Annotated in this window: 18 protein-coding genes; 9 read left to right on the top strand and 9 right to left on the bottom strand. The window is 64.8% G+C overall.

The window, feature by feature from the left end:
- The 4 genes from ACKI1H_RS02530 (at position 1) to ntrC (ending at position 3,846) form a co-directional block, all read left to right on the top strand.
- Positions 1-549: a DUF4124 domain-containing protein gene (locus ACKI1H_RS02530; RefSeq protein WP_440467585.1), complete on the top strand. Its 549-nt coding sequence runs from the start codon at positions 1-3 to the stop codon at positions 547-549.
- Positions 550-560: 11 nt separating this feature from the next.
- Positions 561-1,130, top strand: coding sequence for a DUF4124 domain-containing protein (locus tag ACKI1H_RS02535; protein WP_440468814.1), 570 nt, complete (start codon positions 561-563; stop codon positions 1,128-1,130).
- Positions 1,131-1,336: 206 nt separating this feature from the next.
- Positions 1,337-2,413, top strand: coding sequence for a nitrogen regulation protein NR(II) (gene glnL / locus ACKI1H_RS02540; protein ID WP_138523669.1), 1,077 nt, complete (start codon positions 1,337-1,339; stop codon positions 2,411-2,413).
- 2 nt (positions 2,414-2,415) lie between these two features.
- Complete coding sequence (gene ntrC, locus ACKI1H_RS02545) at positions 2,416-3,846, top strand: two-component system response regulator NtrC (RefSeq protein WP_138523671.1); 1,431 nt, start codon at positions 2,416-2,418, stop codon at positions 3,844-3,846.
- A 324-nt stretch (positions 3,847-4,170) separates the two neighbouring features.
- On the opposite strand, the gene trmL is transcribed toward ntrC, so the two are convergent.
- Positions 4,171-4,632, bottom strand: coding sequence for a tRNA (uridine(34)/cytosine(34)/5-carboxymethylaminomethyluridine(34)-2'-O)-methyltransferase TrmL (gene trmL / locus ACKI1H_RS02550; protein ID WP_440467586.1), 462 nt, complete (start codon positions 4,630-4,632; stop codon positions 4,171-4,173).
- Between trmL and ACKI1H_RS02555 the strand changes: the two genes are divergently transcribed.
- Positions 4,631-5,083 (top strand): hypothetical protein, encoded by a 453-nt coding sequence (locus tag ACKI1H_RS02555; RefSeq protein WP_440467587.1) that lies wholly within the window; start codon positions 4,631-4,633, stop codon positions 5,081-5,083. The genes trmL and ACKI1H_RS02555 overlap by 2 nt on opposite strands.
- 761 nt (positions 5,084-5,844) lie before the next feature.
- Here ACKI1H_RS02555 and secB read toward each other — a convergent pair.
- Genes secB through ACKI1H_RS02570 form a run of 3 tightly spaced genes read right to left on the bottom strand, consistent with a single transcriptional unit; the run spans position 5,845 to position 7,043 of the window.
- Positions 5,845-6,327, bottom strand: coding sequence for a protein-export chaperone SecB (secB, locus tag ACKI1H_RS02560; RefSeq protein WP_017517171.1), 483 nt, complete (start codon positions 6,325-6,327; stop codon positions 5,845-5,847).
- Between the two features lie 37 nt (positions 6,328-6,364).
- Entirely contained in the window at positions 6,365-6,619 is a 255-nt protein-coding gene (grxC, locus tag ACKI1H_RS02565) for a glutaredoxin 3 (protein ID WP_138523678.1), read from the bottom strand.
- 1 nt (position 6,620) lies between these two features.
- Positions 6,621-7,043, bottom strand: coding sequence for a rhodanese-like domain-containing protein (locus ACKI1H_RS02570; protein WP_138523680.1), 423 nt, complete (start codon positions 7,041-7,043; stop codon positions 6,621-6,623).
- 145 nt (positions 7,044-7,188) lie between these two features.
- Here ACKI1H_RS02570 and gpmI point away from each other — a divergent pair, with 145 nt between their 5' ends.
- The 4 genes from gpmI to ACKI1H_RS02590 all read left to right on the top strand — a co-directional run bounded on the left by gpmI (position 7,189) and on the right by ACKI1H_RS02590 (position 12,276).
- On the top strand, positions 7,189-8,724 hold the full coding sequence (gpmI, locus tag ACKI1H_RS02575) for a 2,3-bisphosphoglycerate-independent phosphoglycerate mutase (protein WP_138523682.1): 1,536 nt from the start codon (positions 7,189-7,191) through the stop codon (positions 8,722-8,724).
- 138 nt (positions 8,725-8,862) lie between these two features.
- Positions 8,863-10,152: a murein hydrolase activator EnvC family protein gene (locus ACKI1H_RS02580; RefSeq protein WP_440467588.1), complete on the top strand. Its 1,290-nt coding sequence runs from the start codon at positions 8,863-8,865 to the stop codon at positions 10,150-10,152.
- 27 nt (positions 10,153-10,179) lie between these two features.
- Complete coding sequence (locus ACKI1H_RS02585; RefSeq protein WP_440467589.1) at positions 10,180-11,490, top strand: S41 family peptidase; 1,311 nt, start codon at positions 10,180-10,182, stop codon at positions 11,488-11,490.
- 3 nt (positions 11,491-11,493) lie between these two features.
- Entirely contained in the window at positions 11,494-12,276 is a 783-nt protein-coding gene (locus ACKI1H_RS02590) for a divergent polysaccharide deacetylase family protein (RefSeq protein WP_440467590.1), read from the top strand.
- 116 nt (positions 12,277-12,392) lie between these two features.
- On the opposite strand, the gene ACKI1H_RS02595 is transcribed toward ACKI1H_RS02590, so the two are convergent.
- From ACKI1H_RS02595 to ACKI1H_RS02615, 5 genes are all read right to left on the bottom strand, one after another.
- Positions 12,393-13,148, bottom strand: coding sequence for a substrate-binding periplasmic protein (locus ACKI1H_RS02595; protein ID WP_054910504.1), 756 nt, complete (start codon positions 13,146-13,148; stop codon positions 12,393-12,395).
- 152 nt (positions 13,149-13,300) lie between these two features.
- Positions 13,301-14,056, bottom strand: a complete 756-nt coding sequence (locus tag ACKI1H_RS02600; RefSeq protein WP_440468815.1) for a substrate-binding periplasmic protein — start codon at positions 14,054-14,056, stop codon at positions 13,301-13,303.
- A gap of 276 nt (positions 14,057-14,332) precedes the next feature.
- Positions 14,333-15,103 carry an imidazole glycerol phosphate synthase subunit HisF gene (gene hisF, locus ACKI1H_RS02605; protein WP_017517162.1) on the bottom strand — a complete coding sequence of 257 codons (771 nt, stop codon included), beginning with the start codon at positions 15,101-15,103 and terminating at the stop codon, positions 14,333-14,335.
- 112 nt (positions 15,104-15,215) lie between these two features.
- The gene (hisA, locus tag ACKI1H_RS02610; protein WP_440467591.1) at positions 15,216-15,953 is read right to left on the bottom strand and encodes a 1-(5-phosphoribosyl)-5-[(5-phosphoribosylamino)methylideneamino]imidazole-4-carboxamide isomerase; all 738 of its coding nucleotides are present in this window, start codon (positions 15,951-15,953) and stop codon (positions 15,216-15,218) included.
- A gap of 40 nt (positions 15,954-15,993) precedes the next feature.
- Positions 15,994-16,254 (bottom strand): DUF2164 domain-containing protein, encoded by a 261-nt coding sequence (locus ACKI1H_RS02615; protein WP_440467592.1) that lies wholly within the window; start codon positions 16,252-16,254, stop codon positions 15,994-15,996.
- Positions 16,255-16,256: the final 2 nt, after the last annotated feature.

Raw genomic sequence — 16,256 nt, forward strand, 5'->3', positions numbered from 1 at the left:
ATGCGCCTGATCCTCACCGCCCTGCTGCTCGCCGCCGCATTGCCAGCCAGCGCGCAGATCTACAAGTACACCGATGCCAACGGCAAGACAGTGTTCACCAACCAGCCGCCGACCAACGTCGACGCCAAGCCCGTTGAGCTGCCACCGACCAACACCGTCGGACCGCAGGGGCCGGTCGCAGTGCCCGCCGACAGCGGCACCGCGAACCAGGCCAGCAACGCCTACGCGATTCTCGCCCTGAGCAACCTGCCGGACGACGAATCGCTGCGACAGAACAACGGCAGCTTCATCGTCAATGTCGTGGTGCAGCCCGCCCTGGCTGGCGGCCATCTGCTGCAACTGGTGCTCGACGGCCAGCCCTATGGCGCGCCGACCAGCAGCACCAGCATCGCCTTGCAGGAAATCGACCGCGGCGACCACACGCTGGCCGTCCAGGTCCTGCAGGGCAGCCGCGTGATCCAGGCCAGCGCGCCGGTGAGCTTCACCCTGCAGCGCATCAGCACCAACAGCCCGCAACGGCCCAAGGTCCAACCCCGGACGGGCGGCTGACGATGCGCTATCTGGTGATGCTCCTGTTGTCGGCGCTGTTCTGCCTGTCGGCCAGCGCCGAGGTCTACACCTACATCGACAAGGAAGGTAATCGCGTCTTCACCGACCAGCCGCCGCGCGGCAACGCGCAGAAGCTGCAACTGGCGCCGATCAACTCCCAGCCCGGCTCGCCAAACGGCATGCGCATGCCGCCACCGCTCTACGCGCCAGCCACGCCCGCGCTGCCGCCCGGACCTCCGGCCTACCAGCTGCTGCGTATCATCGTGCCAGAGCCCGACGCCACCGTTCGAGCCAATGACGGCGCGCTGATCGTCTCGGCCACCAGCGACCCGGCCCTGCTCCCCGGCCATCTCTACCGCCTGCTGCTGGACGGCAAGCCCGTGGGTGAGCCCGGCCGCAGCCCGGTGTTTCCGCTGAACAACATCGACCGGGGCACCCACCAGCTCTCGGTGGAGATCATCGACACCCTGGGCCGCACCATCGAGCAGACGCCCAGTCAGCCTTTCCACATGTTCCGCGTTTCAGTGGCCGAATCGGCCGATCTCGATACTTCCCAGCCGCTCGCCGCCGCCGACCACTGACGCGGCGTGCGGCCTGCCACAAACGCACCATATCGGTGCGTACGCCTGCACCACTTTCTATACTCTCCCCATTTCGGGTCATTTCTGCTGACCGGATCGGCCGCCTGCGCACCGCAAATCAGCGCGATGCCGCGAATTACGCGTCTTTTCAGGGCCTGGTTTGCTTTTTGCATTTTCCCGCACAGTCTTGGGACATCTCTTACGCCATGCCTACAGAAACCCAGCTCCGCCTGTTGCTCGACAACCTCACCACGGCGGTGATCCTGCTCAATGCCGAGCTGCGCCTGGAGTACATGAACCCGGCGGCAGAAATGCTGCTGGCGGTCAGTGGCCAGCGCAGCCACGGGCAGTTCATCAGCGAGCTGTTCACCGAATCGCCCGAGGCGCTGCAGTCCCTGCGCCAGGCAGTGGAAGAGGCGCACCCCTTCACCAAGCGCGAGGCGAGCCTGACCTCGCTGACCGGCCAGACCATCACCGTGGACTACGCGGTGACGCCGATCCTCGACCGCCGCGATACCCTGCTGCTGCTGGAAGTCCACCCGCGCGACCGACTGCTGCGGATCACCAAGGAAGAGGCACAGCTGTCCAAGCAGGAAACCACCAAGTTGCTGGTGCGCGGCCTGGCCCACGAGATCAAGAATCCGCTGGGCGGCATTCGGGGCGCAGCGCAGTTGCTTTCCCGTGAGCTGCCAGAGGAATCGCTCAAGGACTACACCAACGTCATCATCGAAGAAGCCGACCGCCTGAGGAATCTGGTGGACCGCATGCTCGGCTCCAACAAGTTGCCACAGCTCTCGGTGACCAACGTCCATGAGGTGCTGGAACGCGTCTGCAGCCTGGTGGAAGCCGAGACCCAGGGCACCATCCCGCTGGTGCGCGACTACGACCCGAGCATCCCTGACCTGCTGATCGACCGCGAGCAGATGATCCAGGCCGTGCTCAACATCGTGCGCAACGCCATGCAGGCGATTGCCGCGCAGAACGAACTCAAGCTGGGGCGCATCACCCTGCGCACCCGCACCCTGCGCCAGTTCACCATCGGCCACACGCGTCATCGCCTGGTGTGCAAGGTGGAGATCATCGACAACGGCCCGGGCATCCCGGCCGAACTGCAGGACACCATCTTCTATCCCATGGTCAGCGGCCGTGCCGACGGCACCGGCCTGGGCCTCGCCATCACCCAGAACATCATCAGCCAGCACCAGGGCTTGATCGAATGCGAGAGCCATCCAGGCCACACCGTATTCAGTCTGTTCCTGCCCCTGGAACAAGGAGTGCATTGACCATGAGCCGATCAGAGACCGTCTGGATCGTCGACGACGACCGCTCCATCCGCTGGGTACTGGAAAAAGCCCTGCAGCAGGAAGGCATGACTACCGTCAGCTTCGACAGCGCCGACAGCGTGATGAGCCGCCTGGGCCGGCAGCAACCGGACGTGATCATCTCCGATATCCGCATGCCCGGCTCCAGCGGCCTGGACCTGTTGGCGCAGATCCGCGAGGTACACCCGCGCCTGCCGGTGATCATCATGACCGCGCACTCGGACCTGGACAGCGCCGTGGCCTCTTATCAGGGCGGCGCCTTCGAATACCTGCCCAAGCCCTTCGACGTCGACGAAGCCGTCTCCCTGGTCAAGCGCGCCAACCAGCACGCCCAGGAGCAGCAGGGCCTGGAAGCACCGGCCAACCAGACGCGCACCCCGGAAATCATCGGTGAAGCGCCGGCGATGCAGGAGGTGTTCCGCGCCATCGGCCGCCTCTCGCACTCCAACATTACCGTGCTGATCAACGGCGAGTCGGGCACTGGCAAGGAACTGGTTGCCCATGCCCTGCACCGCCACAGCCCCCGCGCAACGTCGCCTTTCATCGCACTGAACATGGCAGCGATCCCCAAGGACCTGATGGAGTCCGAGCTGTTCGGCCACGAGAAAGGCGCCTTCACCGGCGCGGCCAACCAGCGCCGCGGCCGCTTCGAGCAGGCCGACGGCGGCTCGCTGTTCCTCGACGAGATCGGCGACATGCCGGCCGACACCCAGACCCGCCTGCTGCGGGTGCTGGCGGATGGCGAGTTCTACCGTGTGGGCGGCCACACCCCGGTGAAGGTGGACGTGCGGATCATCGCCGCGACCCACCAGAACCTGGAAAACCTGGTGCGCGAAGGCAAGTTCCGCGAGGACCTGTTCCACCGCCTGAACGTCATCCGCGTACACATCCCGCGCCTGGCCGACCGCCGCGAGGACATCCCCGCGCTGGCCCGGCACTTCCTCTCCCGCGCCGCGCAGGAGCTGGCGGTCGAGCCCAAGCTGCTCAAGCCGGAAACCGAGGAATACCTGAAGAACCTCGGCTGGCCGGGCAACGTGCGCCAGCTGGAGAACACCTGCCGCTGGATCACCGTCATGGCCTCCGGCCGCGAGGTGCACGTCGATGACCTGCCGCCGGAGCTGATGACCCAACCGCAGGACAGCGTACCGGCTGCGAACTGGGAACAGGCCCTGCGCCACTGGGCCGATCAGGCACTGGGGCGCGGACAGTCCAGCCTGCTGGACACTGCCGTACCGGCGTTCGAAAGGATCATGATCGAGACCGCGCTCAAGCACACGGCCGGTCGCCGACGTGATGCCGCCGTGCTACTGGGCTGGGGCCGCAACACCCTGACCCGCAAGATCAAGGAACTGGGCATGAAGATCGACGGCCCGGACGACGACGGCGAGGACTGAAGTCCTTCCACGACAAAGGGGCCGAATGGCCCCTTTTTCTTGCGCTGCGCTTGCCAAAAACGCCTCTGGCCCGAGCGCTGCCCGGGCTGAACGCAGTCATATCCCGGCAATATCTACCCCCAGAACCTGTGGATAACACTGTGCACGGAACGGGGAAGGAACGTGCTACAGCCCAGAGCACGCGGGGCCTAGGGGTTTGCGTGGTTTCTGTGCAGGAATTTTCGGCTTGCCCACATCCACTGTGCGCCTGCCTGTGGATAAGCTTGGGGCAAGCCGCTGCGCTCCCCGACCGGCGCGGGTTTGCGCGATTTGATCAGAAAACGCTCAATCCATCGCGAAGCCGTGCTGGCGCCAGGCTTCGTAGACGGTCACAGCCACGGTGTTGGACAGGTTCAGGCTGCGGCAGCCAGGGCGCATCGGCAGGCGCACGCGCTGTTCCGGCGGCAGGGCGTCGCGCACCTCTTCCGGCAGGCCACGGCTTTCCGGGCCGAACAGGAAGGCATCGCCGCGCTCATAGGCCACTTCGTGGAACGGCTGCGAACCCTTGGTGGTGAAGGCAAACAGACGCGGCTGGTCGAGCTGCTCCAGGCATTCTTCGAGGCTCGCATAGCGGCGCACGCTGGCGTACTCGTGGTAATCCAGCCCGGCACGACGCAGACGCTTATCGTCCAGTTCGAAGCCCAGCGGCTCGATGAGATGCAGGCTGCAACCCGCGTTGGCGCACAGCCTGATAATGTTGCCGGTGTTTGGGGGGATTTCCGGTTGAAAGAGGATTACGTGGAACATGCAGCGCTCCGAGCCTGAGAACGGCGGGCATTCTACCCCCGCCAAGGAGCAAATGCGGCCCAGGCCGTGGCTGAAGGTGCTGGTTTCGCTATGCGTGCTTGGCCTGCTGCTGGGCCTGATGCTGGGCCGCCTGGTCAATCCACCGCACGAAGGGCCACCGCAGATCCTTGCCGTAGAGCCGTCTGCCGGTGGCTTGGTGCTCACCCTGGACGCGCAGCCTGCCATTCGTGCCGGCCACCTGGATGGCGCCCTCGCCCTGCAGATCGATGCCAGCGGCGACGCGCAACAGGGCCAGTTGCGCATCGGCGATGCGCCGGTGCGCTGGAAGCTGGAGCCAAGGAAGCGCGGTGTTCTGCTGACGTTGCTGTCGACCCGACGCCTGCAGGGTACCTGGGACAGCACTGAGGTCGACGGCCAGTGGCGCCTGACCATCAGCGCGCGGCCCGAATAAAAGCGGGGTTTTCCCGGCCTGCCTGGTCCGGGGCCCCGAAGCGGGAAGCGAGTCCTCCAGACGGAGAATCGCGACATAAAAGAGGGGTTTACCCGGCCTGCCTGTACCAGGACCCCTAACGGGTGCGAGGCTCGCCGTGGCGCGCCTGCGGGCATAAAAAGGGGGCTTTCCCGGCCTGCCTGTACCAGGACCCCCGAACCGGCTGCGACGGCCACCGCTTCGGGCGACGCGTTCGCAAGTTGTAAAAGAGGGGTTCCCCAGCCTGCCTGTACCGAGGCCCCTGAAATCGCTGTTATCAGGGGTATTGCAGAGGGCGTGCCAAGATTGGCACCACCTTCGGCCGGCATCTTGCGAGAGCAGCTACAGGCCAGTAACGGCGGGGCTTTTGGCGATTCCCTATGCGTCTGCATCGCAGCACCCGGGAGCAAATGCTGAAGCGATAGCCTGTCGCCAGCCTGCGCCCCTCTAGTGCGCACGCACCAAACTTGAACGCCCGACACGCCGATCTGTTCTGTAGGAGCGAGCTTGCTCGCGAACCTTTCAACCCAGCAGGGGAGTTTGTTCGCGAGCAAGCTCGCTCCTACGAAGAGCAACAGCGCTTACCCACAGCATTGCTGAGCAACTAGCGGAACAGTCTGTGGATAACCGTCTGTAAACCGGACGGTGCGGCGCTCGCGCAAAGCTGATCAAATTTCACTCAGCACGAATCGCAGACAAAGAAAAAGGCGCCCGAAGGCGCCTTTCTCGTTCGGCGTCAGTGATTACTGGGCCGGGATCTCGCCGGATGCCTGCATGCGGGCGATTTCCTGCGCGTACAGCGCATCGAAGTTCACCGGGGACAGCATCAGCGCCGGGAAGGAACCACGGACAACCAGGCTGTCCAGGGTTTCGCGGGCGTAGGGGAAGAGGATGTTCGGGCAGAAGGCACCCAGGGTGTGGCTCATGCTGGAAGCGTCCAGGCCCTTGATCAGGAAGATACCGGCCTGCTGCACTTCAACGATGAAAGCGGTTTCTTCGTTGTTCTTCACGGTCACCGAAACGGTCAGGACCACTTCGTAGAAGTCGCCATCGAGCTGCTTCTGACGGGTATTGAGGTCCATGGCGATACTCGGCTGCCACTCCTGACGGAAGATTTCCGGAGCCTTGGGGGCCTCGAAGGAGAGGTCGCGCACGTAGATGCGCTGCAGCGAGAACTGCGGGTTGTTGTCTTGTTCGGCTGCGCCGTTGCTGGCTTGTTCAGTCATTTCGGGACCTTCTTGTGCATCGTTTCAGAATGAGGAATTACGCCGAGAGCAGCGTATCCAGCTTGCCCGCGCGTTCCAGCGCGTAAAGATCGTCGCAGCCGCCGATGTGGGTTCCGTCGATCCAGATCTGCGGCACCGAAGTGCGACCTGCCTTGCTGGCCATCTCGGCGCGAACGCCAGGCTTGCCGTCCACGGAGATTTCCTCGTAGGCAACACCCTTCCTGTCCAGCAGGGCCTTGGCGCGGATGCAATAAGGGCACCACGCGCTGGTGTAGATCAAGGTCGACGGCATCTCACTTCACCAGGGGCAGGTTGTCGCCACGCCAGCTGCCGATGCCCCCGGACAGCTTGGCGGCGGTGTAGCCGGCCTTCTGCAGCACGCTGCACCAGGTACCCGAGTGCTGGCCCATGCCATCGACCACGATGATGGTCTTGGCCTTGTGCTTATCCAGCTCGCTCATGCGCGCGTTCAGCTTGTCCGCCGGAATGTTCAGCGCGCCGACGATGTGGCCGGTGGCGAATTCCTTGGTCGGGCGGATATCCAGTACCACGGCCTGCTCGGCGTTGACCATGGCGGTCAGCTCGCGGGTGGACAGCGCACGGCCGCCCTTGCGCATTTCATGCAGGGCCAGCAGCACCAGCAGGATGACCAGGGCACCGACCAGCAGGTAGTGGTGGGTGGCGAATTCGATCAGACGAGGAAGAAACGAAGACATGCGCAGGACATCCAGACGTAAAAATGCCGGCCAGTATACACGCGCGTATCTGACGGCTGAACCCTGCGGATCATGGCGTCTGTCGGCACCAAAAGGTAAAATGCCGGTCCTTTTCTGACCCCTATTCTCGGAAAGAGCCGTAACTATGACTGCAACGCCCAAACCGCTGGTCCTGATCATTCTGGACGGCTTCGGCCATAGCGAGAGCCCGGAATACAACGCCATCTACGCCGCGAAGAAGCCCAACTGGGACCGCCTGCTGGCCAGCCAGCCGAACGGCCTGATCTCCGGCTCGGGCATGGACGTCGGCCTGCCCGATGGCCAGATGGGCAACTCCGAGGTTGGCCATATGAACCTGGGCGCCGGCCGCGTCGTCTACCAGGACTTCACCCGCGTCACCAAGGCGATCCGCGACGGTGAGTTCTTCCAGAACCCGGTGCTGACCGGTGCCGTCGACAAGGCCGCCGGTGCCGGCAAGGCCGTGCATATCCTCGGCCTGCTCTCCGATGGTGGCGTGCACAGCCACCAGGACCACCTGATCGCCATGGCCGAACTGGCCGCGCAGCGGGGCGCCGAGAAAATCTACCTGCACGCCTTCCTCGACGGCCGCGACACGCCACCCAGGAGCGCCGAGCCCTCGCTGAAGCTGCTCGACGACGCCTTCGCCCGCATCGGCAAGGGCCGCACCGCCAGCATCATCGGCCGCTACTTCGCCATGGACCGCGACAACCGCTGGGACCGCGTCGAAGCCGCCTACAACCTGATCACCGACGGCACCGCCGAATTCACCGCCGGCACTGCCGTGGGGGCGCTGAACGCGGCCTATGAGCGCGGCGAGAGCGACGAATTCGTCAAGGCCACCCGCATTGGCGACCAGGTGCGAGTGGAAGACGGCGATGCCGTGGTCTTCATGAACTTCCGTGCCGACCGCGCCCGCGAACTGTCGCGCGCCTTCGTCGAGCCGGGCTTCAAGGAGTTCCCGCGCCAGCGCGAGCTGCACCTGGCCGAGTACGTGATGCTCACCCAGTACGCGGCCAGCATCCCGGCGCCCAGCGCGTTCAAGCCCGAGTCCCTGGACAACGTCCTGGGCGAGTACCTGGCCAAGAACGGCAAGACCCAGCTGCGCATCGCCGAGACCGAGAAGTACGCCCACGTGACTTTCTTCTTCTCCGGCGGCCGCGAAGAGCCCTTCGAAGGCGAAGAACGCATCCTCATTCCGTCGCCCAAGGTCGCCACCTATGACCTGCAACCGGAAATGAGCGCGCCGGAAGTGACCGACCGGATCGTCGACGCCATCGAGCACCAGCGTTTCGACGTGATCATCGTCAACTACGCCAACGGCGACATGGTCGGCCACACCGGTGTGTTCGAGGCCGCGGTGAAAGCCGTCGAGTGCCTGGATACCTGCGTCGGTCGGATCGTCGAAGCACTGGACAAGGTCGGCGGCGAAGCCCTGATCACCGCCGACCACGGCAACGTCGAGCAGATGGAAGACGCCATGACCGGCCAGGCGCACACCGCGCACACCTGCGAGCCGGTGCCTTTCGTCTATGTCGGCAAGCGCAAGGTCAGCATCCGCGAGGGCGGCGTACTCGCCGACGTGGCCCCGACCCTGCTGAATCTGATGGGTCTGGAACAGCCTAAAGAGATGACCGGCAAGTCGATCATCAGCCTGCTTTAAGGCCGATCATCTGGCGGGAACGTGAGCCATCTCCCGCCGGTCAGAGCAAACGCCCCACGCCATGCGGCCTGGGGCGTTTTTTTTAGCGCCCGCCACGGGCATACTAGCCCGGTCCAGAATCCAGGTGCCCGCCACCCAATGCCTCGTGCCCTCCTCCCGCTGCTGCTGATCTGCCTCCTGAGCCCGCTCGCGGTCGTTGCCGACGAACGCGCCGACGCCCAACGTCAGCTAGAGCAGACGCAGAAAGACATCAATGAGCTGAAGAAGAACCTGAAGAACATCCAGGACGAGAAGTCCGGGGTGCAGAAGCAGCTCAAGTCCACCGAGACCCAGATGGGCGACCTGGAAAAGCAGATCAAGCAGATCCAGGACGAGATGAAGAAGAACGAGGAAGAGCTGCAGCGCCTCGATTCAGAGAAAAAAAAACTCCAGGGCGCACGCCTTGAGCAGCAGCGCCTGATCGCCATCCAGGCCCGCGCCGCCTACCAGAGCGGTCGCCAGGAATACCTCAAGCTGCTGCTGAACCAGGAACATCCCGAGAAGTTCAGCCGCACCCTGACCTACTACGACTACATCAACAAGGCGCGCCTGGAGCAGCTCTCGGCCTTCAACGAGACCCTGCGCCAGCTGAGCAACGTCGAGCAGGAAATCACCTCGCAGAAGGACGAGCAGGTCGCCCAGCAGACGGCCCTCGAGGCCCGACGCCAGGAGCTGGCCGACGCCCGCAAGGCGCGCCAGGAAACCCTGGCCAAGCTCAACAGCGACCTGAAGGACGGCAGCAGCAAGCTCAAGGACCGCGAGCAGAGCCAGGACGACCTGAACAAGGTCCTCAAGACCATCGAGGAAACCCTCGCCCGCCAGGCCCGCGAAGCCGAGGAAGCGCGCCAGCGTGCCCTGGCCGCCGAGCGCGAGCGGGTCAAGCACGAGCAGGAACTGGCCGCCCGCGGCGAGAAACCCCAGACGCCCTCCAAGCGCCCCGACTACAGCGGTCCGCTGGTTTCCAGCGGCGCTGGATTCGGCGGCGCGTTTGCCGCCACCAAGGGCAAGCTGCCCTGGCCGGTGGATGGCCGCGTCCTGGCGCGCTACGGCAGCCCGCGCGGCGACGACCCCCGTGCCACCTGGGATGGCGTGCTGATCGGTGCCTCCGCCGGCAGCACCGTGCGTGCCGTGCATGGCGGCCGCGTGGTGTTCGCCGACTGGCTGCGCGGCTCAGGCCTGCTGGTCATTCTCGACCACGGTGGTGGCTACCTCAGCCTTTATGGGCATAATCAAAGTCTTCTGAAGGACGCCGGCGATACCGTCAAAGCGGGCGATCCCATTGCAACCGTGGGAGCCAGCGGGGGTCAGAGTACCCCGGCGGTGTATTTTGCCATTCGCCATCAGGGCCGCCCGGCGGACCCTTCGACCTGGTGTCGCACGCAGGGATAAGCGTCGAACACGCATTAGGAGCCAAACATGTCGCATGCTTTCCGTCTCACTACCCTGGCCCTGGCCTTGCTGCTCGGTGTCGGTGCGGTCCAGGCCGCCGACGCGCCGACGGCATCCCCCGCGGCCAACGGCAAGGAGGCTCCGCTGCCGCTCGACGAGCTGCGCACCTTTGCCGAGGTCCTGGACCGGGTGAAGGCGGCCTACGTCGAACCGGTGGACGACAAGACACTGCTGGAGAATGCCATCAAGGGCATGCTCAGCAACCTCGATCCGCACTCGGCCTACCTCGGCCCGGAAGAGTTCGCCGAACTGCAGGAAAGCACCAGCGGCGAATTCGGCGGCCTGGGCATCGAGGTCGGCAGCGAGGATGGCTTCGTCAAGGTGATCTCGCCGATCGACGATACCCCCGCAGCCAACGCCGGCATCCAGCCCGGCGACCTGATCGTCAAGATCGACGGCAAGCCGACCAAGGGCCAGTCGATGAACGAAGCCGTGGACAGCATGCGCGGCAAGGCCGGCTCGCCGATCACCCTGACTATCGTCCGCGGCGGCAGCAAGCCGTTCGACGTCACCCTCAAGCGCGCGATCATCAAGGTCAAGAGCGTGAAGAGCCAGATGCTCGAACCGGGCTACGGCTACCTGCGCATCACCCAGTTCCAGGTCAACACCGGCGAGGAGACCGTCAAGGCGCTGTCCAAGCTGCGCAACGACAACAAGGGCAAGCTCAAGGGCGTGATCCTGGACCTGCGCAACAACCCCGGCGGTGTACTGCAATCGGCAGTGGAAGTGGCCGACGCCTTCCTCACCAAGGGTCTGATCGTCTACACCAAGGGCCGCATTCCCAACTCCGAGCTGCGCTTCTCCGCCGATCCGGCCGACCCGAGCGACGGCGTCCCGCTGGTGGTGCTGATCAACGGCGGCAGCGCCTCGGCGGCGGAGATCGTCGCTGGCGCCCTGCAGGACCAGAAACGTGGGATCCTCATGGGCACCGACAGCTTTGGCAAGGGCTCGGTGCAGACCGTGCTGCCGCTGAACAACGACCGCGCCCTGAAGCTCACCACCGCGCTGTACTACACCCCCAACGGCCGCTCCATCCAGGCCCAGGGCATCACCCCGGACATCGAGGTGGAGCGCGCCAAGGTAACCCGCGAGAAAAGCGAGTTCGACGGCTTCAAGGAAGCCGACCTGCAGGGCCACCTGGCCAACGGCAACGGTGGCCAGGATCGCCCGACCACTTCCGGCAAGCCGCCGGTGGATCGCCCGCAGGATGGCGACTACCAGCTCAGCCAAGCCCTCAGCCTGCTGAAAGGACTCAGCGTCAGCCGCGGCAACAACTAAGCGATGCGCCCGGCCCGGCTGCTGTTCGGCCTGTGCCTGGGCGCGCTGCTGTGCCTGCCGGTGGCCGCTGCGCCCCGGCCGGCCAGCGGCAAGCCGCTGGTCAGCATCGTCATCGACGACCTTGGGCAGAATCTGGCACGCGACCGCCAGGTGCTCGACATCTCCCCCGCCATCGCCCTGGCGATCATCCCCGACACGCCCCACGCCGCCGAACTGGCGCGCGAGGCGCATCAGCGCGGGCGCACCATCATGCTGCACATGCCGATGGACCCGGCCGGCGGTGACTACGCCTGGCGTCCGGAGCTGAGCCAGGAAGAACGCGCGCGCCGCCTCGACGCCGCGCTGGCGAAAGTGCCCTACGTGCAAGGCCTGAACAACCACGAAGGCAGCCGCATGACGGCCGACCGCCCGGCCATGGCCTGGCTGGCGGCGGAATTGCAGCGCCGCCACCTGTTCCTCCTCGACAGCCGCACCAGCGCCGCCACCGTGGCCGCCGCCGAGGCGCAGAAGATCGGCCTCGCCAGCCTGTCACGGGACGTGTTCCTCGATGACGACCCGAGCGAAGCGGCGGTGCTGGAGCAGATGCAGCGTGGCCTGGCCCTGGCGCGCAAGCAGGGTACGGTGGTGATGATCGGCCACCCGAAGCCGGCGACCCTGGCCGTGCTCAAGCGCGTGCTACCAACCCTGAAGGCTCAGGGCTTCGAGCTGGTGAAACCCTCGCTGATGATCGCCGAGCGCGGCAACCGCGCCATGGCGGGGCATGGGCGCAACGGGATTTACCGATAGAGGTAGGCAGGATCGGCTTTCTGTAGGAGCGAGCTTGCTCGCGAACAGCGCCCTGCACCGGAATCCCCGGAGGCCGGGTTCGCGAGCAAGCTCGCCCCTACAACGAAAAGCCGACCTTACAGGTAGTTATTGGTCGCCTGCTCGATGAAGCCATCGGCGCGCATCTCGTCCAGCGCCTTCTGCAGCTTCGCCACCACCTCGTCCGGGGTGTCCTTGTTGATCGCCAGGTATAGCTGGGCCTCGTTGAAGCGCAGGACGGTCTGCAGGCCGGACACGCCCTCCTGCTTGGCCAGGTAGCGGCCCACCGGGTCGGTGGTGGCCCACAGGTCGATCTCGCCGGTAGTCAGCTTCTTCACGTTTTCCTGGTCGCGCAGCGCGTTGAGCACCGGGATGCCCTGGCTTTCCAGGTTCTGGCTGACGGCGTCGTTCTTGTAGGCACCGAGCTTGTACTTGGCGGCGTCCTTGAGGTCCTTCACCTTGATCGAACTGCCCGGCGGCGCCAGCAGGACCCAATGGGTCTTGGCGATCGGGCCGACCCACTTGAACAGGGGCACGCGCTCGGGCGTGTAGGTGGTGGAGAACAGCCCGTAGTCGGGCTTGTCGAGGGCCAGCTTGTACAGCCGATCCCAGGGGAAGCGCAGGCTCAGGCTGTACTGGATGCCGGCGCGCTTGAACATCTCGCGGACGATATCGGCGCTGATGCCGTCGATACCGTCATCGCGAGCGAAGTTCTTGTCGTCCACCGCCATGTTGAACGGCGGGAAGTTCTCGGTGAGCAGCACCATCTTGTAATCGGCGGGCAACTCGGCGCGGGCCGTGGCGGCCCCCAACAGCAGACCCAGGGTCAGGGTCTTGATCAGGACTTTCAGCATGGTCATACCGCTCGCTTGGTTATCGTTATTGGGCTTGCGGCATCCCTGCAGAGGGGACGGAATACTTCGCTCGTCTGCCTTCCGTGGCAAAACCGGCGCCGAGGGATGTCGGCGCCAAACACGAAGGCCGGCGAGTGGCCGGCCTTCGGGTGTTACAGGTAACTGTTGAGCACGTCGTCGACGAAGCCTTCGGCACGCATCTTGTCCAACGCCCCTTGCAGCTTCTGCACCACGGCGTCTGGGGTCTCGCGGTTCAGCGCGAGGAACAGCTGGTCGCTGTTGAAGCGCAGTACGGTCTTCAGGCCGGTGACGCCCACTTGCTTGGCCAGGTAGCGGCCCGCCGGGTCGCCGCTGGCCCACAGGTCGATCTGGTCATCGCGCAGCTTGGCGGCGTTCTCCTGATCGCGCAGCGCCAGCACCGGCTCGAAGCCGTGCTCGGTCAGGTACTGGGCCATGGCGTCGCCCTTGTAGGCGCCAACGCGGTACTGCTTGGCTTCGTCCAGGTTGTTCAGGGTGATCTTGCTGTCGGCCTTGGCCAGCAGGACCCAGTCGTCCGGGCCGATCGGGCCGACCCACTTGAACTGGCTCTCGCGCTCGGGCAGGCGGGCGGTGACGAATACGCCGTAGCCGGGCTTCTCCAGCGCCAGCTTGTAGATACGGTCCCAGGGGAAGCGCAGGGTCAGGCTGTACTGCACACCGGCACGCTTGAACATTTCCTTGACGATATCCACGGCGATGCCGTCGATGCTGTCTTCCTGGGCGAAGTTCTTGCCGTTGATGGCCATGTTGTAGGGAGGGAAGTTCTCGGTGAGCAGCACCACGCTGTAGTCCGAAGAATCCGTTTCAGCCCTTGCCGCGCTGGCCAGAAGCAGGCCGCAGCCTAGCCATGCGAGCAGAATGCGCTTCAGCATCGAGATATTTCCTGCGTATGACATTTCTGAGAAGGCGCAGAGCTTACTCGGAGAATTGACGCCAATAAACCCTATGAATATGGCAATGGGACACAGGTACGCCAGCACATTCACTTTGGAACGCCAGTACCTTGACTCAGAAGCGCCAGCACCTTGACTTGAGCCTTTGGCTAGCAAGCTTCGTGCGAAGGAAGGAGATGCGGCGACCGGACGCAGGAGAAGGACGGCCCAGGACAGAGCCATCGGGCCGGGAGAACCCCGGCCCGGAAGGGGTCAGCGCACGACGATGCCGCGGCTGGCCAGGTAGGCTTTGGCCTCCGGCACGCTGTACTCGCCGAAGTGGAAGATGCTCGCCGCGAGGACCGCGTCGGCCTTGCCTTCGATGATGCCGGCGGCCAGGTGCTCCAGGTTGCCAACGCCGCCGGAAGCGATCACCGGAACGCCCACCGCCTCGCTGATGGCGCGGGTCACGCCCAGGTCGTAGCCGCTCTTCACGCCGTCCTGGTCCATGCTGGTCAGGAGGATTTCACCGGCACCCAGGCCTTCCATCTTCTTCGCCCATTCGACCGCATCGAGCCCGGTGGGCTTGCGGCCGCCGTGGGTGAAGATTTCCCAGCGCGGGGCTTCGCCGGGGCCCGACACTTTCTTGGCGTCGATGGCGACCACGATGCACTGCGAACCGAAGCGTGCGGCGGCCTCACCGACGAACTCCGGGGTGAACACCGCGGCGGTGTTGATCGAGACCTTGTCCGCACCGGCATTGAGCAGGTTGCGAATGTCCTGCACCGTCCTGACGCCACCGCCCACGGTCAGCGGGATGAACACCTGGCTGGCCATGCGCTCGACGGTATGCAGGGTGGTGTCGCGGCCATCGACGCTGGCGGTGATGTCGAGGAAGGTGATCTCGTCCGCACCCTGCTCGTCGTAGCGGCGGGCGATTTCCACCGGGTCGCCGGCGTCGCGGATGTTCTCGAACTTGACGCCCTTCACCACGCGGCCGTTGTCCACGTCGAGGCAGGGAATGATGCGTTTAGCCAGTGCCATAGCAATGCTCTCGTAGGATGGGTGGAGCGCAGCGATACCCATGCTGCCAAACCACCCCAGGTCCTCATCGCCGGGTTACGCCGCCTCGCGGCCCACCCAGCCTGCGTTCAGATCAGCCCTTGAAGCTGTCGCACAGCGCCTGTGCTTCGGCAACGTCCAGCGTGCCTTCATAGATCGCGCGGCCGGTGATGGCGCCGACGATGCCCGGGGTGCGGGCGTCCAGCAGCTTCTGGATATCACCCAGGTTGTGGATGCCGCCCGAAGCGATCACTGGAATGCGCGTGGCATTGGCCAGGGCAGCGGTGGCTTCGACGTTGCAGCCCTGCATCATGCCGTCCTTGGAGATGTCGGTGTAGACGATGGCGGAGACGCCGTCGGCTTCGAAGCGCTTGGCCAGGTCAATCACCTGCACTTCGCTCACTTCGGCCCAGCCGTCAGTGGCGACGAAGCCGTCTTTGGCATCCAGGCCGACGATGACCTTGCCCGGGAAAGTGCGGCAGGCTTCGCCGACAAATTCCGGCTGCTTGACCGCCTTGGTGCCGATGATCACGTAGCTGACGCCGGCGCGGACGTAGTGCTCGATGGTTTCCAGCGAGCGAATGCCGCCGCCGATCTGGATCGGCAGGTTCGGGTAGCGCTTGGCGATGGCGGTGACCACTTCACCATTGACCGGCTTGCCTTCGAAGGCACCGTTCAGGTCCACCAGGTGCAGACGGCGGCAACCGCCCTCCACCCACTTGGCGGCCATGGATACCGGGTCGTCGGAGAACACCGTGGCGTCTTCCATCAGGCCCTGGCGCAGGCGCACGCAGGCGCCGTCTTTCAGATCGATTGCGGGGATGATCAGCATGGGTTGAACCTGCTCGAATCCAAAGTTGAATGGGGTCGGGTCAGCTCTTCTCGAGCGCCCACAAGTCGCTTTCGATGCTCTCGAACCGGTCTTTCAGGTGAGATTGCACGTCGAAGATCGCCTTGTTGTAGAACAGCGGGCCGAACTCGCGCAGGAAGAAGTCCAGCGCCTCTTCGGCCTCGAAGGAACCGACGTCCAGCTCGAAGCGGTCTTCGAGGAAACGCTGGATCGCCCGCGCCGCGCTCTGGCGTTGGGCGCCATCGAGGTCGAGGATCGCGGGCTTGTCCTTCTGCCGGGCCATGG

It is taken from the genome of Pseudomonas sp. YH-1 (assembly GCF_051990045.1).
In the GTDB taxonomy this organism is placed as follows: domain Bacteria; phylum Pseudomonadota; class Gammaproteobacteria; order Pseudomonadales; family Pseudomonadaceae; genus Pseudomonas; species Pseudomonas nicosulfuronedens.